The organism is Streptomyces sp. NPDC013317 (genome assembly GCF_055563155.1).
Window position 1 is genome coordinate 38,145 of the sequence record NZ_JBVHDX010000009.1, and the last position, 19,254, is coordinate 57,398.

20 protein-coding genes are annotated in these 19,254 nt (G+C 72.2%); 17 read left to right on the forward strand and 3 right to left on the reverse strand.

Annotated elements, in window-relative coordinates; genetic code table 11:
- Positions 1-61 precede the first annotated feature (61 nt).
- From ACZ3IJ_RS22895 to ACZ3IJ_RS22920, 6 genes are read left to right on the forward strand one after another with little or no spacing between them, the layout of a single operon-like run.
- A complete protein-coding gene (locus tag ACZ3IJ_RS22895; RefSeq protein WP_467470937.1) occupies positions 62-1,387 on the forward strand; it encodes an AAA family ATPase in 1,326 nt (441 codons plus the stop codon).
- Positions 1,384-2,469, forward strand: a complete 1,086-nt coding sequence (locus ACZ3IJ_RS22900; protein WP_467470939.1) for a tetratricopeptide repeat protein — start codon at positions 1,384-1,386, stop codon at positions 2,467-2,469. The genes ACZ3IJ_RS22895 and ACZ3IJ_RS22900 overlap by 4 nt, the downstream gene beginning before the upstream one ends.
- Positions 2,469-3,557 carry a tetratricopeptide repeat protein gene (locus ACZ3IJ_RS22905; protein ID WP_467470941.1) on the forward strand — a complete coding sequence of 363 codons (1,089 nt, stop codon included), beginning with the start codon at positions 2,469-2,471 and terminating at the stop codon, positions 3,555-3,557. Before ACZ3IJ_RS22900 ends, ACZ3IJ_RS22905 begins: the two co-directional genes overlap by 1 nt.
- Before the next feature lie 55 nt (positions 3,558-3,612).
- Positions 3,613-3,972 (forward strand): histidine triad nucleotide-binding protein, encoded by a 360-nt coding sequence (locus ACZ3IJ_RS22910; protein WP_391797586.1) that lies wholly within the window; start codon positions 3,613-3,615, stop codon positions 3,970-3,972.
- Between the two features lie 3 nt (positions 3,973-3,975).
- Positions 3,976-4,878: a ribonuclease Z gene (locus ACZ3IJ_RS22915; RefSeq protein WP_467470944.1), complete on the forward strand. Its 903-nt coding sequence runs from the start codon at positions 3,976-3,978 to the stop codon at positions 4,876-4,878.
- Between the two features lie 4 nt (positions 4,879-4,882).
- Entirely contained in the window at positions 4,883-5,881 is a 999-nt protein-coding gene (locus tag ACZ3IJ_RS22920) for an adenosine deaminase (RefSeq protein WP_467470946.1), read from the forward strand.
- 76 nt (positions 5,882-5,957) lie between these two features.
- On the opposite strand, the gene ACZ3IJ_RS22925 is transcribed toward ACZ3IJ_RS22920, so the two are convergent.
- On the reverse strand, positions 5,958-7,322 hold the full coding sequence (locus ACZ3IJ_RS22925) for an MFS transporter (RefSeq protein ID WP_467470948.1): 1,365 nt from the start codon (positions 7,320-7,322) through the stop codon (positions 5,958-5,960).
- Positions 7,323-7,561: 239 nt separating this feature from the next.
- Between ACZ3IJ_RS22925 and ACZ3IJ_RS22930 the strand changes: the two genes are divergently transcribed.
- From ACZ3IJ_RS22930 to era, 11 genes are all read left to right on the forward strand, one after another.
- Positions 7,562-8,695 carry a PfkB family carbohydrate kinase gene (locus ACZ3IJ_RS22930; protein ID WP_467470950.1) on the forward strand — a complete coding sequence of 378 codons (1,134 nt, stop codon included), beginning with the start codon at positions 7,562-7,564 and terminating at the stop codon, positions 8,693-8,695.
- A 106-nt stretch (positions 8,696-8,801) separates the two neighbouring features.
- Entirely contained in the window at positions 8,802-9,824 is a 1,023-nt protein-coding gene (locus tag ACZ3IJ_RS22935; protein ID WP_467470952.1) for a PhoH family protein, read from the forward strand.
- 28 nt (positions 9,825-9,852) lie between these two features.
- Positions 9,853-10,350 (forward strand): rRNA maturation RNase YbeY, encoded by a 498-nt coding sequence (ybeY, locus tag ACZ3IJ_RS22940; RefSeq protein ID WP_352187910.1) that lies wholly within the window; start codon positions 9,853-9,855, stop codon positions 10,348-10,350.
- A gap of 7 nt (positions 10,351-10,357) precedes the next feature.
- Entirely contained in the window at positions 10,358-11,662 is a 1,305-nt protein-coding gene (locus ACZ3IJ_RS22945) for a hemolysin family protein (protein ID WP_467470954.1), read from the forward strand.
- Positions 11,652-12,005 (forward strand): MmcQ/YjbR family DNA-binding protein, encoded by a 354-nt coding sequence (locus ACZ3IJ_RS22950; protein WP_352187912.1) that lies wholly within the window; start codon positions 11,652-11,654, stop codon positions 12,003-12,005. Before ACZ3IJ_RS22945 ends, ACZ3IJ_RS22950 begins: the two co-directional genes overlap by 11 nt.
- Before the next feature lie 217 nt (positions 12,006-12,222).
- Complete coding sequence (locus ACZ3IJ_RS22955; RefSeq protein ID WP_467470956.1) at positions 12,223-12,948, forward strand: hypothetical protein; 726 nt, start codon at positions 12,223-12,225, stop codon at positions 12,946-12,948.
- Positions 12,949-12,975: 27 nt separating this feature from the next.
- Positions 12,976-13,338 (forward strand): cytidine deaminase, encoded by a 363-nt coding sequence (locus ACZ3IJ_RS22960; protein WP_467470958.1) that lies wholly within the window; start codon positions 12,976-12,978, stop codon positions 13,336-13,338.
- A gap of 195 nt (positions 13,339-13,533) precedes the next feature.
- Positions 13,534-14,007 carry a hypothetical protein gene (locus ACZ3IJ_RS22965; protein WP_467470960.1) on the forward strand — a complete coding sequence of 158 codons (474 nt, stop codon included), beginning with the start codon at positions 13,534-13,536 and terminating at the stop codon, positions 14,005-14,007.
- Positions 14,008-14,200: 193 nt separating this feature from the next.
- A complete protein-coding gene (locus tag ACZ3IJ_RS22970) occupies positions 14,201-15,532 on the forward strand; it encodes a WxL domain-containing protein (protein WP_467470962.1) in 1,332 nt (443 codons plus the stop codon).
- A gap of 195 nt (positions 15,533-15,727) precedes the next feature.
- Positions 15,728-16,726 (forward strand): DUF916 domain-containing protein, encoded by a 999-nt coding sequence (locus ACZ3IJ_RS22975; protein WP_467470964.1) that lies wholly within the window; start codon positions 15,728-15,730, stop codon positions 16,724-16,726.
- Positions 16,704-17,654, forward strand: a complete 951-nt coding sequence (era, locus tag ACZ3IJ_RS22980; protein ID WP_467470966.1) for a GTPase Era — start codon at positions 16,704-16,706, stop codon at positions 17,652-17,654. Before ACZ3IJ_RS22975 ends, era begins: the two co-directional genes overlap by 23 nt.
- A 78-nt stretch (positions 17,655-17,732) precedes the next feature.
- Here the strand turns inward: era and ACZ3IJ_RS22985 are convergent, their stop codons facing one another.
- Positions 17,733-17,996 (reverse strand): protealysin inhibitor emfourin, encoded by a 264-nt coding sequence (locus ACZ3IJ_RS22985; RefSeq protein ID WP_467470968.1) that lies wholly within the window; start codon positions 17,994-17,996, stop codon positions 17,733-17,735.
- A gap of 12 nt (positions 17,997-18,008) precedes the next feature.
- Positions 18,009-19,085, reverse strand: coding sequence for a M4 family metallopeptidase (locus ACZ3IJ_RS22990; protein WP_467470970.1), 1,077 nt, complete (start codon positions 19,083-19,085; stop codon positions 18,009-18,011).
- Positions 19,086-19,254 lie beyond the last annotated feature (169 nt).

Below are 19,254 nucleotides of genomic sequence, written 5' to 3' on the forward strand. Positions count from 1 at the left end.
GCGGCAACGGGATTTCGGACCCGGTGGGTGCGGAAGGCATGTCGGTTCATAGGGTGACCGCATGTCCGACGAGTCTCCTCTGATCCGTAGTCTGCGCGCCGCGGTCGCCGCCGCGCCCGAAGACGTGCCCCTGCGGCTGCACTTCGCCGAACTGCTCCTCGTGGAGGGGCGCGGCGACGAGGCCGTCACCGAGGCCGCCGTCGCCCTCCAGCGCGCGCCGGGTGACGAGGCGGCGCGGGCGCTGATGCTCCGGGCGATGGGACAGCCCGCGGCGGCCCCGGCAGCGGAAGCCGTCCCCGCGACCCCCGCTACCGAAGCCGCCGCGACCGCCCCGGCCGCCGACGCGGCCCCCGCCCGGTCCTCCTCCTTCGACTGGAACGCGGCCGAGCAGGAGGTCGGGGACCTCGTCGGGCCCCGGTTCGTCGAGGGCGGCAGCGGTGACGGCGACGACCTGGAGCAGCCGCTCACCTCCGACGGCGGCGGAGACCCCGGGGACGCCTCGGCCTGGGACATCGACGCCCCCGGCTCCGTACGCCTCGCCGACGTCGGCGGCATGCAGGAGGTCAAGGACCGCCTGGAGGCCGCCTTCCTCGCCCCCATGCGCAACCCCGAACTGCGCAGGCTGTACGGCAAGTCCCTGCGCGGCGGCCTGCTCCTGTACGGCCCGCCCGGCTGCGGCAAGACCTTCATCGCCCGTGCCGTCGCCGGCGAACTCGGCGCGAGTTTCATGTCGATCTCGCTCTCCGACATCCTCGACATGTACATCGGCACGTCCGAGAAGAACGTCCACGACATCTTCGAGACCGCCCGCGCCCAGGCCCCGTGCGTCGTCTTCCTCGACGAGCTGGACGCCCTCGGCGCCAAGCGCTCCCGTACGCACCACAGCGGACTGCGCAACGTCGTCAACCAGCTCCTCACCGAGCTCGACGGAGTCGACGGGGCCGAGAACGAGGGCGTCTTCGTCCTCGCCGCCACCAACGTCCCCTGGGACGTGGACCTCGCGCTGCGCCGACCCGGCCGCCTCGACCGGACCCTGCTCGTGCTGCCGCCCGACGCTCCGGCCCGCGAGGCGATCCTCCGCTACCACCTGCGCGAGCGTCCCATCGAATCGGTCGACCTCGGCAAGCTCGTCAAGATCACCGAGGACTTCTCCGGTGCCGACCTCGCCCATCTCTGCGAGACGGCCGCCGAGTCCGCGCTCCTCGACTCCGCCCGTACCGGCACCGTCCGCATGATCGACATGAGGGATCTGCTGGGCGCGGCGAAGCAGCTGAAGCCGTCGAGCGAGTCCTGGTTCGCCGCCGCCCGCAACGTGGCGATGTTCGCCAACGACGGCGGGATGTACGACGACCTGGTCACCTACCTGAAGAAGAAGCGGAAGCTGTGAGCGTGAAGCACCCGGAGTTGGAACAGGCCGAACTGCTCTACGGCATGGGCCGGTACGGCGAGAGCCGGGAGCGCGTCGCCCGGTGGATCGCCGAGGCCCCGGACGACCACCACGCCCTGGTGCTGCTCGCCCGCTGCCTCATCGCCGAGGAGCGGTGCGCAGAGGGCCTCGCCGCCGCCGACGCGGCGCTGGCCCACAACCCGGACTTCGCCTTCGGGCACTACATCCGCGGTGTCGCACTGCGGCGGCAGGGGCGGCCCCACGACGCCGAGGAGGCGATGCGGGAGACCATCCGTCTCGACCCGGACTACTGGGCACCGCGCGCCGTGCGCGCCGAGCTGATGCCCTTCGTGAGCGACCGGTTCCCGGGAGGCGACGCGGCGGCGGTCGTCGAGGGACTCGCGGAGGCACAGGAGGCCGTCCGGCTGGGGCCCGAGGAGCCCCGCGCGTGGGAGGCCCTGTACAAGCTGGCCCTCTTCAACCGGCGCCCCGACCTCGCCGACGACGCCGTCCGGCAGCTCCTGCGGATCGACCCGACCAACACCCTCGCCGTGACGATGGCCACGGAGGACGAGGCCGCGAAGCCCGGCACCTCCGCCGCGCAGGCCGCCGACCTCTACGCCGGCGGTCTCGCCTCGGCCCCCGACTCCAACTGGCTGCGCAGGGACCTCGACAAGGCCGTCTACCGGATGCTGCGGGGGACGCGCTGGCTCGCGCTGCTCTGCCTGGTCCTGGCGGGTGTCACCCTCGACGTCTTCCCGACCGACGGCGAGGAGCCGAAGGAGCTCCCCGTCGACCTCGGCACCCGGCTCTGGGCGTTCGCGCTGATGGCGGCGGTGTGGGGCTTCGGCGCCCTGCGCCGCTACCGGCGGATGCGCACCGGCGCCCGGCTGACCGTGCGCGCGCTCGTGCGACGGCTGTTCTGGCCCCGGGTCGTCCTCGCGCAGGCCACCCTCGCGACGCTCTGCGCCCTGGTGATGCTCCTCGTGCCGTGGACCGACCGCACGGTCCCGCAGGTCCTGTTCTGGGTCGGACTCGTACCGAACCTGCTCAGCATCACCCATGACCGGGACAAGGTCTGATGCACCCCGCCCTGGACAGGGCCGACGCCCTCTTCGACGTGGGGAGGTACGAGCAGGCCGCCGCCCTCGCCGCGCAGCATCTGGCCACCGACCCGCAGAACGCCGCCGCGCTGGTCCTGCTGGCCCGCTGCCGGCACCGGCTGGGCCGCGAACAGGAGGCACTCGAGTCGGTCGAGGCGGCCCTGCTCGCCGAACCGGACTCGCTGCCGGCCTGGTTGATGCGCACCCACGTCCTCCTCGCCCTGAAGCGGTACGAGGAGGCGGAACGGTCCGCCCGGTACGCCGTCGAACTCGCCCCGCGGTACTGGGGCAGCCACTACGCCCTCGGCACCGTCCTCGACCGGTCCGTCCGCCTCGAGCGCCGGCGCGAGGCGTACGAGGCTGCCCGGACCGCCGTCGCGCTGGGCCCCGAGGAGAGCGACGCGCATTTCCTCGTCGGCCTCACCGCCCAGCGCACCGGCGACCACCGCGTCGCCCGGCAGGCCTACGAGACGGCGCTGCGCCTCGATCCGCAGAGCAGCGAGGCCCACAACAACCTCTCCCTCCTGCATCTGCGCCGACGCTGGTTCCGGCCGGGGTCGTGGACGAAGGCCGCCGCGGGCTTCGTCGAGTCGGCGGCGCTGGACACGAACGACCGCCAGGCCCGCTACAACCTGGAGACCATGGCCTGGGGCACCGCCGCGGGGGCCCGCTGGGTGGCCCTGGCCGGCTTCCTCGCCGCCGGCCTCGGCTCCGCGCCGCTCCGCACCGGCGGCTCGGGTGGCGACGCACTGGTCCCGTACCTGATCGGCACGGTCGTCCTCGTCGGCGGCTGGGCGGGCTGGGCGGTGTGGATCACCCGGCGCGTACCGCCGCGGCTGCGCCGCCCGCTGATCCTCGTGGCGCGCAACTGCCCGCCCGTGCTCGCCATGGCGATCGCCGTCGGACTGCTCGGGCTCCACTCGGCGGTCTCCATGGCCGTGGTGACGCTGGACGCGTCCGTCGTCGGGGCACTCGGCTACCCGCTGTTCTGGATCGTGATCATCACCTACTGGGTCAGCCGCTCCCGCCTGCAGCGCCGCGCCCCCGGACCCGAGCGCGGTCGGTGACACGGCCGATACGATGCCGGAGTATCTGATCTTCCGAGGCGAGGAGGCCCGGGCCATGGCCGGAGAGCCGCAGAGCGACTGCCTGTTCTGCAAGATCGCGGACGGGGAGGTTCCGGCGACGATCGTGCGTGAGACGGAGACCACCCTCGCCTTCCGGGACATCAACCCCCAGGCGCCCACGCACGTGCTCGTCATCCCGCGCGTCCACTACCCCGACGCCGCCAGCCTCGCCGCCGCCGCGCCGACCATCGCCGCGGACGTGCTGCGCGAGGCCGGCGAGATCGCCGCGCAGGAGAAGGTCGACGGCACCGGCTTCCGCATCATCTTCAACACCGGGGCCGGCGCGGGCCAGACCGTCTTCCACGCCCACGCGCACGTTCTCGGCGGCCGCGGTCTCAACTGGCCCCCGGGATAAGACGTGTCCGTACGCGAACTCGTCGTGCTCGGGACCGCCAGCCAGGTCCCGACCCGGCACCGCAACCACAACGGCTACCTGCTGCGCTGGGACGGCCAGGGCATCCTGTTCGATCCCGGCGAGGGCACCCAGCGCCAGATGCTGCGGGCCGGTGTCGCCGCGCACGACATCGACCGGATCTGCGTCACGCACTTCCACGGCGACCACTCGCTCGGCCTGGCCGGGGTGATCCAGCGGATCAACCTCGACCAGGTCCCGCACCCGGTCACCGCGCACTACCCGGCGAGCGGGCAGCGCTTCTTCGAGCGGCTCCGGTACGCGACGGCCTACCGCGAGACGGTGAGGCTGACGGAGGCCCCGGTGGACGCCGACGGGCTCCTCGCGGTGACCGACTCGTACACGCTCGACGCGTACCTGCTCTCGCACCCGGTGGAGTCGTACGGCTACCGCGTCACCGAGCCCGACGGGCGCCGCATCCTGCCCGAGCGGCTCGCCGCGCACGGCATCAAGGGTCCGGACGTCGGCCGGATCCAGCGCGAGGGCGTCCTGGACGGTGTGACGCTGGAGGAGGTCAGCGAGGTGCGGCGCGGGCAGCGGTTCGCGTTCGTCATGGACACCCGGCTCTGCGACGGCGTGTACGCGCTCGCCGAGGGCGCCGACATGCTCGTCATCGAGTCGACCTTCCTCGACGAGGACGTCCGGCTCGCCACCGACCACGGCCATCTGACGGCCGGACAGGCCGCCGCCGTCGCGCGTGACGCGGGGGTGAGGCACCTCGTCCTGACCCACTTCTCGCAGCGGTACGGCGACCCCGCCGAGTTCGAACGGCAGGCGCGGGCGGCCGGGTTCGACGGCGAGTTGAGCATTGCCCAGGACCTGATGAGGGTCCCCCTACCGAAAAGATAGATCCATGCCCCTCCCCAAGGCCGAACTCCACCTCCACATCGAAGGCACCCTCGAACCCGAGCTGGCGTTCGCGCTCGCCGCGCGCAACGGCGTCACCCTGCCGTACGCGGACACCGAGGAGCTGCGCAAGGCGTACCTCTTCAGCGATCTGCAGTCCTTCCTCGACCTGTACTACGGGCTGATGGCCGTGCTCCACACGGCCGAGGACTTCACCGAGCTGGCCGACGCCTACCTGGCGCGGGCCGCCGCGCAGGGGGTGCGGCACGCCGAGATCTTCTTCGACCCGCAGGCACACACGGCGCGCGGGCTCCCGATCGGCACCGTGATCGAGGGCCTGGCCCGCGCGCTCGACGGGGCGGAGGAACGGCACGGCGTCTCGACGCGGCTGATCATGTGCTTCCTGCGGGACGAGTCCGCCGAGTCGGCGATGGCCACGCTGGAGGCCGCGCGGCCGTATCTGCACCGGATCACGGGCGTCGGCCTGGACTCGGCGGAGGTGGGCCATCCGCCGTCGAAGTTCCGCGAGGTGTTCGCGGCGGCCGAGGCCCTCGGTCTGCGGAAGGTCGCGCACGCGGGCGAGGAGGGCCCGCCGGCGTACATCCGCGAGGCGCTGGACGTCCTCGGCGTGGAGCGGATCGACCACGGGCTGCGGTGCATGGAGGACCCGGAGCTGGTGTCACGCCTCGTGCGGGAGCGGGTGCCGCTCACGCTCTGCCCGCTGTCGAACGTACGCCTGCGCGCGATCGACGTCCTGGAGGACCACCCGCTGGCCTCGATGCTGGGCGCGGGTCTGATGGCGACGGTCAACTCGGACGACCCGGCGTACTTCGGCGGCTACGTGGGCGACACGTTCGACGCGGTGCGGGGTGCGCTGGGGCTGGACCGGGAGCAGCTGCGGACGCTGGCCCGCAACTCCTTCGAGGCCTCGTTCCTGGACGACGACGAGGACCGCAGGGCGCGCTACGTGGCCGAGGTCGAGGCGTACGACTTCGACGCGGAGTGAGGCGTACGGAGTCGAGGCCGTGGCCGAGGCCGTGGACGGGCGCCGGGCCGATCCCGGCGCCCGTAGGCCCTTCTCGCTAGCCCCGGTCGCTCGGGCGGGCCAGGCGGAAGGACCGGCGGTCGGCGCGGCGGCGGGTGGGGACCGGGATCTCGGTGACCTCCTGCTCGGGGGCGCCCATCTGCGGCACCAGGCCCGTCGCGGCGGTCGTCGTGCCCGCCAGCACCGCCGCCGGGGCGCCGCCGCGACGGCGCACGGAGCCGGGGACCAGCGGGCGGCCCGAGGTGTGCAGCGCGACCGCCGTCATCGGGACCGCGACCAGCAGGAGCAGCACGCACAGGACCAGGCCCATGCCCGGGTAGCCGGCCTGCTCGGACAGGACGCTGCCGGCGACCGGCCCGCAGGCCACGCCCAGGGAGGAAGCCGAGCCGACCAGCACGGCCCAGCGGCCGCGCGGGTCCAGGGAGGCGGCGAGACCGAGCAGGTACGACAGGACGACCGGGTAGAAGACGTTCCAGAGGATCTCGCCGGTCGCGAAGGCGGCCAGGTTCTCGGCGCGTGAGCTGATCAGCACGCACCCGGCGATGATCGCCGTGCCCGCCCCGACCGGCGCGGCCCTGCCGATCCGCGAGCCGAGCGCCCCCGCGGCCGTCACTCCCGCGAGTCCGGCCCCCAGCGCCACCGCGAAGACGGCGCCGACGGTGACCTCGCTCAGCCCGGCCTGGGTGAGCCCGATCCGGCCGCTGACGCCCCAGAGGGCGTTCTGTGCCATGGACCAGCACAGGATCGCCCCGGCGAGGACGAGACCCGAGCGCCGGTGGGGGAGCGGAGAGCCCCCGCCCCCGACCCGGACCGGCTCCGCGGCGGGGCGCCCGGCCCCGCCCGTCGGACGGCCCAGGCCGCCTGCCGGTCCGCCCGCCAGGCCCCGTGTCAGCGGCCAGACCAGCGCCGCCGCCACCGCGATGGACGCGAACGGCAGCGCGTGGCCGCCGCCGAGGTGGGGGAGCGAGAGGTAGAGCGCGCCCGCCGTCGCCGAGACGGACAGCAGGCCGAGCGTCGAGGCCCGGTGCGGGTCCCGCTGCGCCGCGATGCCCGCCGCGGCCACCGCCAGCGTCGTACCGGAGCCGAAGCCGCCGGCCACCGCACCGCCGACCACCTGCGGAACGCTCGTGGTCAGCGCCGCCGAGCCATAGCCGACGATCATCGCGAGGAGGCCGATGCGGGCCGCCCGGCGCGGGCCGAGCCGCTCCACGCGCGAGGCCAGCGTGAAGCCGGCCGAGGCGGAGGAGAGGAGCAGCACCGAGCCGACCAGTCCCGCCTGGGCCGGGGTGAGGCCGAGTCCGGCGGAGAGTCTGCCGACGACGGTCGGGAGGAGGTACGGAGCGAGATAACCGGCCGTGAACAGGGCGACAAGAGGCCCCAGGGCACGCGGGCGCGACGACATGGGTGTTCCAGGGAACGGAAGGTACGGGAGGGGCGCCCGGTGTTGCACGGGGTCGCGGGACATATTTATCAAGCGGGCGGGGGCCCGCAGAAGCCCGAAAGGGAAGGAAACCCCGCATTCGGAATGTGATCTGGGTCACCATGGGTTTGGGGTCGGGTTCCCCGGGTAAAAGCGCGCTTTCTCGTCTCGCCGCACCCGCCACTCAGGCCCCATCGGGCACACTTGACCTGATCCGCACCATGTTCGGGGAGCCTGCCGTGACCACAGCAAGGGGAGACCAGCAACGCGACGCGGGAGTCGACCCGTTGGTGCGTCTGCGCGAGCCCACCGACCCCGCCTGCGACGTCTTCCTCACCGGCACGGTCTTCCTCGACATCATCTTCACCGGCCTCGACTGCGCCCCCGTGCGCGGCACCGAGTCCTGGGCCAGGGGCATGGGTTCCAGCCCCGGCGGCGTCGCCAACATGGCCACCGCCCTCGCCCGCCTCGGCCTGCGCACCTCGCTCGCCGCCGCGTTCGGGGACGACCACTACGGCGAGTACTGCTGGGACGCCCTTGAGCAGGGCGAGGGCATCGACCTCTCGCTCTCCCGCACCGTGCCCGGCTGGCACTCCCCGGTCACCGTCTCCATGGCGTACGAGGGCGAGCGCACGATGGTCTCCCACGGCCACGAGGCCCCGCCCCTGGACGACGCCCTGCCCGCCTACCCGCCGCACGCCCGGGCCGCCGTCGCCTCCCTGGCGCCGGGCCGCACGGAGGAGTGGGTCGCCCAGGCCGCGCGGGGCGGCGCGCGGGTCTTCGCCGACGTCGGCTGGGACGACACCGGCCGCTGGGACCTGAACGGCCTGACCGACCTGGAGCACTGCGAGGCCTTCCTGCCCAACGCCCAGGAGGCCATGCGCTACACCCGCACCGACTGCCCGCGGGCCGCCGCCCGCGCCCTCGCCGACAAGGTCCGCTACGCCGTGGTCACCCTCGGCGCGGAGGGCGCGTACGCGGTCGACGGCGCCACCGGCGAGACCGCGGAGGTCCCGGCCATCGAGGTCTCCGCCCTCGACCCGACCGGCGCGGGCGACGTCTTCGTGGCCGGATTCGTCACCGGCACCCTCGCGGACTGGCCCCTCGCCGACCGGCTGGCCTTCGCCGGACTGATCGCCGCGCTCTCCGTCCAGGAATTCGGCGGCTCGCTCTCCGCGCCCGGCTGGGGCGAGGTCGCCACCTGGTGGGAGCACGTCCAGGAGCACGTCTGCCAGGACCCGGAGGCCCTGCGCGGCCGGTACGCCTTCCTGGAGCGGCTGCTCCCGGCCGCGACCCGCCCCTGGCCCCTGCGGCGAGCGGTCCCGACGATCGGGTTCAGAGCGGCCCCGTCGTAAAAGCCTTCGGCCGTGTCGGTGACAAGTCGTAGGCTTGGTACCCCAGAGGTTGTCGAGCAGCGAGAACCCTGCAACGGGAGGTATGCGCAGGCCACAGTGCCGGCCCATGACTCAGACACCCACAGCACCCCAGGGCGCGCCGGGCGAGGCCCGCGCCCACTTCACCGTCCCCGCCAAGCATCCGATGGTGACCGTTCTCGGCTCCGGTGACGCACTCCTGCGCGTGATCGAGAGGGAGTTCCCGAAGGCCGACATCCATGTCCGGGGCAACCAGGTCAGCGCGGTGGGCGAGGCGGCGGAAGTCGCTCTCATCCAGCGCCTGTTCGACGAGATGATGCTGGTGCTCCGCACCGGACAGCCGATGACGGAGGACGCAGTGGAACGCTCGATCGCCATGCTCAGGGCGAGCGAGAACGGCAAGGCGGAGGCCGGCCAGGAGACCCCGGCCGAGGTGCTCACGCAGAACATCCTCTCCAGCCGCGGTCGCACCATCCGCCCCAAGACCCTCAACCAGAAGCGGTACGTCGACGCGATCGACAAGCACACGATCGTCTTCGGCATCGGCCCCGCGGGCACCGGCAAGACGTACCTGGCCATGGCCAAGGCGGTCCAGGCCCTGCAGTCCAAGCAGGTCACCCGGATCATCCTGACCCGGCCGGCCGTCGAGGCGGGCGAGCGGCTCGGCTTCCTGCCCGGCACGCTCTACGAGAAGATCGACCCGTACCTGCGCCCGCTCTACGACGCGCTGCACGACATGCTCGACCCGGACTCGATCCCGAAGCTGATGGCCTCGGGCACGATCGAGGTCGCGCCGCTGGCGTACATGCGAGGACGGACGCTCAACGACGCGTTCATCATCCTCGACGAGGCGCAGAACACGAACCCCGAGCAGATGAAGATGTTCCTCACCCGGCTCGGCTTCGAATCCAAGATCGTCATCACCGGCGACATCACCCAGGTCGACCTGCCCGGCGGCACCAAGAGCGGTCTCCGCCAGGTCCGGGACATCCTGGACGGCGTCCCCGACGTGCACTTCTCGATGCTCACCTCGCAGGATGTCGTCCGGCACAAGCTCGTCGGCCGTATCGTCGACGCGTACGAGCAGTACGACAGCCGCAACGGCCTGTGACTTTCCGAAGCTGGAGCAGAGAAGCACCATGTCGATCGACGTCAACAACGAGTCCGGAACCGAGGTCGACGAGCAGGCGATCCTCGACATCGCCCGCTACGCGCTCGCGCGGATGCGCATCCACCCGCTCTCCGAACTCTCGGTGATCGTCGTGGACGCCGAGGCGATGGAGCAGCTCCACATCCAGTGGATGGACCTGCCGGGCCCGACGGACGTCATGTCCTTTCCGATGGACGAGCTGCGCCCGCCCACGAAGGACGACGAGGAGCCCCCGCAGGGCCTCCTCGGCGACATCGTGCTCTGCCCCGAGGTCGCCACCCAGCAGGGCAAGGACGCGCCGACGCAGCACTCCATGGACGAGGAGCTCCAGCTCCTCACCGTCCACGGAGTGCTGCATCTGCTGGGGTACGACCACGAGGAGCCGGACGAGAAGGCCGAGATGTTCGGCCTCCAGGCGGCGATCGTCGACGGCTGGCGCGCGGAGAAGGGCCTGACCGGCCCCTCCCCGGCGCCGACCGTCTCCTGAGCCCCCGATGGACGCATCGCTCATCCTCGGCGCCGTCGGCCTGGTCATCGTCGCCTGGCTGGCCGCCTGCGCCGAGGCCGGCATCGCCCGGGTCTCCAGTTTCCGCGCCGCCGAGGCCGTACGGTCGGGGCGCCGCGGCGCCGAGAAGCTGGCGCAGGTCGCCGCGGACCCGACCCGCTATCTCAACGTCGCGCTGCTCGTCCGCGTCGCCTGTGAGATGGCGGCCGGCGTCCTCGTCACGTACGCCTGCCTGGAGGAGTTCTCCGAGACCTGGCAGGCCCTGCTGGTCGCCATCGCGGTGATGGTGCTCGTCTCGTACGTCGCCGTCGGCGTCTCGCCGCGCACCATCGGACGGCAGCACCCGCTGAACACGGCGACCGCGGCCGCGTACGTCCTGCTGCCGCTGGCCCGCGTCATGGGCCCGATCCCGCAGCTGCTCATCCTCGTCGGCAACGCGCTCACCCCCGGCAAGGGCTTCCGCAAGGGACCCTTCGCCTCCGAGGCCGAGCTGCGGGCGATGGTCGACCTGGCCGAGCAGGAGTCGCTGATCGAGGACGACGAGCGCCGGATGGTGCACTCCGTCTTCGAACTCGGCGACACGCTCGTACGGGAGGTCATGGTGCCGCGCACCGACCTCGTCTGCATCGAGCGGTACAAGACGGTCCGTCAGGCGCTCACGCTCGCGCTGCGGTCCGGCTTCTCGCGGATCCCCGTCACGGGCGAGAACGAGGACGACATCGTCGGCATCGTGTATCTGAAGGACCTGGTCCGCAAGACGCACATCAACCGGGACGCCGAGGCGGACCTGGTGTCCACGGCGATGCGCGCGGCGGCCTTCGTACCGGACACCAAGAACGCGGGCGACCTGCTGCGCGAGATGCAGCAGGAGCGCAACCACGTCGCCGTCGTCATCGACGAGTACGGCGGCACGGCCGGGATCGTCACGATCGAGGACATCCTGGAGGAGATCGTCGGGGAGATCACCGACGAGTACGACCGGGAGCTCCCGCCGGTCCAGGAGCTGGGCGACGACCGCTACCGGGTCACCGCCCGACTGGACATCGGCGACCTCGGCGAGCTGTACGGCTTCGGCCCTGACGAGTACGACGACGAGGACGTGGAGACCGTCGGCGGACTCCTCGCCAAGGCGCTCGGCCGCGTGCCGATCTCCGGAGCCAAGGCGGTCGTGGAGCTGCCCGACGGGCGCTCACTGCGGCTGACCGCCGAGTCCCCGGCGGGTCGGCGGAACAAGATCGTGACGGTGCTCGCGGAGCCCGTGCCCGCCGCCGAAGGGACCGGGGATGACGCCTGACCAGCTGCGCGCCTTCTGCCTGGAGTTCAACGACGCGACGGAGGAGTTCCCCTTCGGGCCGGACACCTCCGTCTTCAAGGTCGCCGGGAAGATGTTCGCGCTGTCCTGGCTCGACGGCAGACCCCTGCGCATCAACCTCAAGTGCGAGCCGGAGGAGGCGGTGCGGCTCCGCGAGGAGTACCCGGCGGTCGCCCCCGGCTACCACATGAACAAGCGTCACTGGAACACGGTGACCGTCGGCGAACTCCCGGACCGCATGGTCCGGGAGCTCGTCGAGGACTCCTACGACCTGGTGGTCGCGGGCCTCCCGAAGGCGGTCCGTCTCCGCCTCGACCGGCCGTAGCCCGCAGGCCTCGCGGCGCCCGGCCGGCCCGGAGAAGCGCCGCCGGGCTTCGTACCCACCCGATCACGGTCCGACCAGCGGCCGTTCGGGCTCCAGATATGGACGCCCCGCGCACAGGAACGTCACAGCGGCCGGATATCCTCCTCGCGATCCGGCCGTCCCCTCCCTCCGGTGCCGGTTAGTCACGTCACTCGCACCTGCAAGGGGTTCTCTCACCATGCGTACTCGCATCCGCCACGGCCTGGCCGCCGCCCTCACCGTCTCCGCGCTCTCCCTCGTCGCCGCGTGCGGTGGCGGCGACACGAAGGACGACGCCACGAAGGACGCCGACAAGCCGGCCGCCACCACGTCCGCGGCACCCACCTCCGCCGCGCCCGCCACGCCGCTGACGGCCGCCCAGATGAAGGCCGGCATCCTCGAGGTGAAGGACCTGCCGTCCGGCTGGAAGACCACCAAGCACGAGACGACCTCCTCGGTCTACAAGGTCGACAAGGCCGCGTGCGAGCCGCTCGCCCCGATGCTGGGCGGCGACATCGCGGGCGCCACCAAGGGCGCCACCGGCGACTTCGCGGTGGGCAACAACGACTCCGAGATCGCCGAGGAGATCGTGACCTTCGACGGCACCGGCGCCGCGGACTACATCAAGAAGCTCGGCGGCGCGCTGGACGCCTGCCCCGACTTCACCACCGAGGCCGACGGCACCAAGATGAAGGTCGCGGTGAAGAAGATCACCGCCCCGCAGGGCGCGGAGGAGGCGCTCGCCTTCCAGCTGTCGCTGGAGGTCGCGCCCGGCATGAAGATCGAGCCGAACCTCATCGTCGTCCGCCAGGGCACCGGTGTGATGCGGTTCCTGCACCTCGCCGACGCCGCCACCGCCAAGAAGGACTTCGACACCCTCGCCAAGCTCGCCACCGACAAGTTCGTGAAGGGCGCGCAGAGCTGATCCCGGGCCCCGACCTATCCTCGGGGCATGACGATTCAGCCTGACCACGGCGCCCTCGGCGCCGAGGACCTCAAGATCATCACGCTGGCGCGCAGCGCCCGCGCCCGCAACGGTGTGCCCGAGGGCGCGGCGGTACGGGACGAGACCGGTCGCACGTACGTGGCCGGGACCGTGGCCCTGGAGTCGCTCAAGCTGAGCGCGCTGCAGACCGCGGTCGCGATGGCCGTGGCCAGTGGCGCCCAGTCCCTGGAGGCCGCGGCCGTCGTCTCGACCGCCGACGCGGCCTCGGACGCGGACCGGGCGGCGGTGCGCGACCTCGGCGGTCCGGACACCCCCGTCCTGCTCGCCGGGCCCGACGGGCAGCTGCGCGTCGCGGTCACGGCGGGCTGAGGTCCAGGCGGACCCGAAGGGGGCTCGGCAGCACGCCGGGCCCCCTTTGCGCGTCCGTGAAGAATCAACGGACGTCTCTTGTCTTCCCAGGCCGGGTGCGCGTCAATGACAGCGGCCCGTCCGACGGGCCGTCAGATTCACGCCTCACGCAGCGTCCGCACCCCTGCGTGCTTCATCGGGAAGGGGTACGACCTCATGAGAGGCAGCAACTTAGGAATCGGTGCCGTCCTCGCGGGCGCGCTGGCCGTGACCGGACTCGCCCTCGCCCCGGCGGCCGCCGCCGTGACACCGGGCAGCGCCACGGCGACGTACGACTGCGGGTTCTGGGGCGGAGGGCTCGCAACCCTCCAGGCCACGCAGAGCGGCACGGCCGCGACGATCACCCTCACCTCGGCCGTCAAGACGCCGGTGGCGGTCGGCGCCGACACCATCAACGCCCGGCTGACGATGGCCAAGGGCGGTGGCGGAACCCGCGTGTTCAGCGGCACCAAGAACCCGGCCCTGGGGGCGAACCAGTCCGTCACGATCGGTCCGCTCGGCGGGACCGTGGCCGCCGGCGACAGTCTCAACTCGTACTTCGCCGGCACCGCGCTCACCATGACGATCTTCGGCGTGACCGTGAACTGTGACGCGGTCACCTCGCAGTCGCCCGGGCCGTTCGTCTTCTGACGGCCCCTGTCGCACCACTCGCCGGCGTCGCCTCGAGCGGCGCCGGTACCTGTGTTGCACACGCGCCTGACCAGGCAAAACGTCGATCTTGACAGCATCTGATGGGCCATCAGTCGGTGCATTTCGATTCCATTGACTTCTCCTCACGCGCGGCCGTCAATGGCGCCCTCTCATCCCTCAGGAGGGGGCACACATGGCTCTGAGAAACCCGCCCCGAAGACGGCGCTGGACCGCCGCCCTCGGGGCCACCGCCCTCGCGTTCGGCGTCGCCGGCGCGCTGGCCCCACCGGCCGGAGCGCTTCCCGCGTCCCAGGCGGTGGACTTCACGACCCGCTGCGTCCCGCCGCCGATCGCCGGCATCCCGCCGATCGAGGGCACCACGACGGCGGAGATCACGGTCGACAAGCCCACGCCCAAGGTCGGCGACACCGTCACGGTCACCTACACCGTCACCAAGCCGGCCGCGTCCAACCCCGTCGACCTCGCCCTTCCGGCCGACATCATGACCCCGAGCGGCAAGGTCGTCCTCGGCGGCGCACAGTCCGGCGCGGTCACCGTCACCGGGCCCAAGAAGAACCCGCCGGTCCCCGGCAAGGGCGCCTTCCCGGCGTTCTCGATGACCGGTACGTTCACGGTCACCGCGCCCGGCTCGATCAATCTCTCGCCCGGCGACTACAACATCCACACCAGCTACATCATGGAGCTGGACACCCCCTGTACCGTCCTGAACCCGCCCGCCCCCGTCTCCGAGACGGTCGTCGCGAGCGCGCAGCCGGGAGCCAACGAGCGCAACATCGCTCTCGACGCGGCCTCCGGCGCACCCGGCGCCCGGGTCACCGTGACCGGCGCCAAGTTCACACCGCTCGCCGAGGTCACCGTCGTCGGCCGGTCCGGCGCGGCGGAGACCGCCGACAGGATGACCGTCACGACCGACAGCACGGGCGGGTTCGTCGCCCGTCTGAAGGTCGACGACAAGGCGACGACCGGGGTCGTGGCGTACGAGGGCGCGGCCTGGGACCCGGAGAAGGGTGCCGGACCGGCCGCGTACACCGTCATCGACGACACCCCGCAGCCGCCGAACAGCCAGAAGCTCACGGCGTCCGTCGCGGCGGGGCAGCTGTCGATGACCCAGGCCGGTGACGCCGTCCAGCTGTCGTCCGTCGACTTCGGTCAGGGCGGCGCGGCCACCGGCGATCTGAAGACGGTGACGGTCAAGGACTTCCGCGGCGGCCCCGCGGGCTGGTCCCTGACCGGCAAGGTCACCGACTTCACCGGACCCGGCGGCTCCATCGGCGCCGGCGCCCTCAGCTGGACCCCGGCCTGCACCACCAAGGCCGGCAGCCCGAGCACCTGCGTCCCCGGCTCGGCGGGCACGGTCGGCAGCGGCGGGGCGACCCTCGCCTCGACGCCGAACGGCACCCTCACAGGCGGTGAGTTCACCGTCGACGCCAAGGTCTCCCTCGACGTCCCGGCGTTCACCGCGCCCGGCTCGTACGCGGGCGTCCTGACGCTCACGCTCAGCTGATCCCCGGCACGAACCCAGCGGGCCGGGCGCGCACCCGGTCGGCCCGCTCCGAACCCGCTCACCACCCCGCTCCGGCCCCTGCGCCGGAATCCCGCTCCGGCCCCTGCGCCGGAATCCCGCTCCGGCCCCTGCGCCGGAATCCCGCTCCGGCCCCTGCGCCGGAATCCCGCTCTGAACCCCGGGAGGGGCCGCACCGTGCGCACCAGGCTGTACGTCCTCCTCGTCGCGGCGGCGCTCGTGCTGCTCGGCGCCCCGTCCGCCCCAGCCGCCGACAACGGGGAGTGGGCCGTCTACCCGTCCGCCTCCCAGCTCGGCAGCCGGCCGTACTTCTACCTCTCCGCGGACCCCGGCACGACCGTCACCGACGAGGTCACCGTCGCCAACAGGACCGGCACCCCCCGCACCTTCCGGCTCTACGGCGCCGACGCCTACAACACCGAACGCGACGGCGGCTTCGCCATCCGTACCAGCCGGGAGAAGCAGACCGGCGCCGGTGCCTGGATCGCACCCGCCCGCACCCGTGTCACCGTCCCGGCCCGCTCCTCCGTCACCGTGCCGTACACCCTGACCGTCCCCGAGGACGCGGAGCCCGGAGACCACCCCGGGGCCGTCGTCGCCCTCGACGAGCGCGTGGAGCCCGGCGGGAAGGGCTCGGTCGCGGTCGGCGTCCAGCGGGCCGTCGGAGCCAGGGTCTACCTCCGGGTCAACGGCCCCACCGTCCCCGCCCTCGCGGTCGAGGACGTCACCCTCGACCAGGACCGGCCGCTCGTCCCCGGCGCCGGTACGAGCACCGCCCTCATCTCGTACACGCTCCACAACCGCGGCAACGTCACCCTCAACCCCCGGGTCGCCCTGCGCGCCGAGGGCGTCTTCGGCCGCACCCTGCTCGCCCGCGACCTGGCGAAGATCCCCTCGGAGCTGCTGCCCCGCCAGAAGATCCGGCTCACCGAGCGGTGGACGGGGTCGCCGCAGTTCGACTGGGGCGAGGTGACGCTCACGGCCACCGCGAAGGACGTACGGGAGTCCGGGCGCGCCTCCTTCCTCGCGCTGCCCTGGCTCGCCGCGGCCACCGTGCTCGCCGGGGGAACGGCGGCGCTGATCGGGCTGCGGGTCGGCGCCGCAGGGGCTCCGGCGGGCACTGAGTACGTGACGACGTCCCGCATCGGGGAGAATGGCCCCCATGAGCGCTCGTAACCAAGAATCCGAAGCCGTCCACCGGGCCGGCTTCGCCTGCTTCGTCGGCCGCCCCAACGCGGGCAAGTCCACTCTCACGAACGCTCTGGTCGGCCAGAAGGTGGCGATCACCTCCAACCGGCCGCAGACCACCCGGCACACCGTGCGCGGCATCGTGCACCGCCCGGACGCGCAGCTGATCCTGGTGGACACGCCCGGCCTCCACAAGCCGCGCACGCTCCTCGGCGAGCGCCTGAACGACGTCGTGCGCACGACGTGGGCCGAGGTCGACGTGATCGGCTTCTGCCTGCCCGCCGACCAGAAGCTCGGCCCCGGCGACCGTTTCATCGCCAAGGAGCTCGCGGGGATCAAGAAGACCCCGAAGGTCGCGATCGTCACCAAGACCGACCTGGTCGACTCCAAGACGCTCGCCGAGCAGCTCATCGCCGTCGACCAGCTCGGCAAGGAGCTGGGCTTCGAGTGGCAGCAGATCGTCCCCGTCTCCGCGGTGGGCGACAAGCAGGTCCAGCTGGTCGCCGACCTGCTGATCCCGCTCCTGCCGGAGTCCCCGCCGCTCTACCCCGAGGGCGACCTCACGGACGAGCCGGAGCAGGTGATGGTCGCGGAGCTGATCCGCGAGGCCGCGCTGGAAGGCGTACGGGACGAGCTGCCGCACTCGATCGCGGTCGTGGTCGAGGAGATGATCCCGCGTGAGGACCGCCCGGCGGACAAGCCGCTGCTCGACATCCACGCGAACGTCTACATCGAGCGCCCCAGCCAGAAGGGGATCATCATCGGCCCGAAGGGCAGCCGCCTGAAGGAGGTCGGGATGAAGTCCCGCAAGCACATCGAGGCGCTGCTCGGGACCCCGGTCTTCCTCGACCTCCACGTGAAGGTCGCGAAGGACTGGCAGCGCGACCCCAAGCAGCTCCGCAAGCTCGGCTTCTAGGCCGCCCCGCGGGCCGGCCCCGGGGTCGGCCTCGGGGTCCGTCTCGGGGCCCGGCGTCGGTCTCGGGGCCGGGCACGGTCAGGCGCCCTCCTTCAGGACCTTCGTGATCAGGGCGCGCTGCGACTCCGTCAGGCGCGGGTCGCAGCAGCGGACCGTCTCGTCGTCGACCGTGATCTCGTACGAGAAGCCGTCCGGCACGCCCCGGACGTCGCCGTCCCCCTCCCGGAGGACGGTGACGGCCAGTGTGTGCCAGTCCCCGGCGTCCGGCCGGCCGGAGGTGTCCACCTCGGCCGACCGCTCGATGCCCGCGAAGCCGCCGGTGCGCCGCACTCGAATACGCATGCCCCTGGTCTATCAGTCCGTCGGCACGCCGACGGCTCCCCAGGCCTTCAGCACGGCCTGGATCTCCTCGCCCTCCCCGTACCGCGCCCGCGCCGCCGCCACCGTCGCCGCCGCGAACTCGGAGAACCGCGTCTCGGGGGTGAGCGTCCCGCCGGTCATCACGTCGTACCAGATCTGCCCCGCCCGCTCCCATGCGTTGCCGCCCAGCTCGGTGGCCGCGAGGTAGAAGGCGTGGTTCGGGATGCCCGAGTTGATGTGCACCCCGCCGTTGTCGCGGCTCGTGCGGACGTAGTCGTCCATGTGGCCCGGCTGGGGGTCCTTGCCGAGGACGTCGTCGTCGTACGCCGTGCCGGGTGCCTTCATCGAGCGCAGCGCCGTCCCCTCCACGTCCGGGTGGAAGAGGCCCTCGCCGATCAGCCAGTCCGCGTCCTGCGCGCTCTGACCGAGCGTGTACTGCTTCACCAGCGAACCGAAGACGTCCGAGACGGACTCGTTGAGCGCGCCCGACTGGCTGAAGTACTCCAGGTTCGCCGTGTACTGCGTGAAGCCGTGCGCCAGCTCGTGGCCGATCACGTCCACGGGGAGCGTGAAGTCGAGGAAGATCTCGTCGTCGCCGTCGCCGAACACCATCTGCTCGCCGTTCCAGAAGGCGTTGCCGTAGTTCCGGTCGTAGTGGACGGTCGCCAGGAGCGGCAGCCCCGCTCCGTCGACGGAGTCCCGGCCGAAGCCCTTCAGGAAGAGGTCGAAGGTGGCGCCGAGCCCGGCGTACGCGCGGTTGACGGTGGCGTCGGCGGTGGCCTCCTGGCCCTCCTCACGGACCACGGCACCCGGCAGCTCCGTGCCGTTCCGCGCGTCGTACACCGTGCGGCGCGGTCGGGCGGGCTCCGCCGGTTCCGTGGGGCCCGCCGACCGGGTCACGGCCGGCTGGGAGAGGACGCGGCTGGTCCGGTTCATCGCGTCGGCGACCAGTGTGCGCCGGGCGGCCGCCGCGACGGCCGGGTTCTCCGAGGCCGCCAGGTGCTCCAGCAGGTGCGGCGGCACGATCGTGCAGAAGACCGGGTGGACGGGGACGTACGCGTGGGAGGTCATGCCTGCAATGTGGCACTGGGTCACGTCACTGTCACTAGGGGCGACCATGATCCGCGAAATGGAGTGATTCGTCACCCTTTCGTATTGTCGGCTCGGCCGTCCCGCATACTGAACAGGACGTCCGCGCTCCGCGGACCTGAGCTAGGCTGCGGCACATCATGCGTTTCGG

Bases quoted from the DNA above. Each gene is read 5' to 3' on its own strand.
- ACZ3IJ_RS22895 (WP_467470937.1), top strand. From the start codon at position 62: ATGTCCGACGAGTCTCCTCTGATCCGTAGTCTGCGCGCCGCGGTCGCC.
- ACZ3IJ_RS22905 (WP_467470941.1), top strand. From the start codon at position 2,469: ATGCACCCCGCCCTGGACAGGGCCGACGCCCTCTTCGACGTGGGGAGG.
- ACZ3IJ_RS22920 (WP_467470946.1), top strand. From the start codon at position 4,883: ATGCCCCTCCCCAAGGCCGAACTCCACCTCCACATCGAAGGCACCCTC.
- ACZ3IJ_RS22925 (WP_467470948.1), bottom strand. From the start codon at position 7,322: ATGTCGTCGCGCCCGCGTGCCCTGGGGCCTCTTGTCGCCCTGTTCACG.
- ACZ3IJ_RS22970 (WP_467470962.1), top strand. From the start codon at position 14,201: ATGGCTCTGAGAAACCCGCCCCGAAGACGGCGCTGGACCGCCGCCCTC.
- ACZ3IJ_RS22990 (WP_467470970.1), bottom strand. From the start codon at position 19,085: ATGACCTCCCACGCGTACGTCCCCGTCCACCCGGTCTTCTGCACGATC.
- ACZ3IJ_RS22960 (WP_467470958.1), top strand. From the start codon at position 12,976: ATGACGATTCAGCCTGACCACGGCGCCCTCGGCGCCGAGGACCTCAAG.
- ACZ3IJ_RS22910 (WP_391797586.1), top strand. From the start codon at position 3,613: ATGGCCGGAGAGCCGCAGAGCGACTGCCTGTTCTGCAAGATCGCGGAC.
- ACZ3IJ_RS22985 (WP_467470968.1), bottom strand. From the start codon at position 17,996: ATGCGTATTCGAGTGCGGCGCACCGGCGGCTTCGCGGGCATCGAGCGG.
- ACZ3IJ_RS22930 (WP_467470950.1), top strand. From the start codon at position 7,562: ATGTTCGGGGAGCCTGCCGTGACCACAGCAAGGGGAGACCAGCAACGC.
- ACZ3IJ_RS22935 (WP_467470952.1), top strand. From the start codon at position 8,802: ATGACTCAGACACCCACAGCACCCCAGGGCGCGCCGGGCGAGGCCCGC.
- ACZ3IJ_RS22955 (WP_467470956.1), top strand. From the start codon at position 12,223: ATGCGTACTCGCATCCGCCACGGCCTGGCCGCCGCCCTCACCGTCTCC.
- ACZ3IJ_RS22950 (WP_352187912.1), top strand. From the start codon at position 11,652: ATGACGCCTGACCAGCTGCGCGCCTTCTGCCTGGAGTTCAACGACGCG.
- ybeY (WP_352187910.1), top strand. From the start codon at position 9,853: ATGTCGATCGACGTCAACAACGAGTCCGGAACCGAGGTCGACGAGCAG.
- era (WP_467470966.1), top strand. From the start codon at position 16,704: ATGGCCCCCATGAGCGCTCGTAACCAAGAATCCGAAGCCGTCCACCGG.
- ACZ3IJ_RS22945 (WP_467470954.1), top strand. From the start codon at position 10,358: ATGGACGCATCGCTCATCCTCGGCGCCGTCGGCCTGGTCATCGTCGCC.
- ACZ3IJ_RS22965 (WP_467470960.1), top strand. From the start codon at position 13,534: ATGAGAGGCAGCAACTTAGGAATCGGTGCCGTCCTCGCGGGCGCGCTG.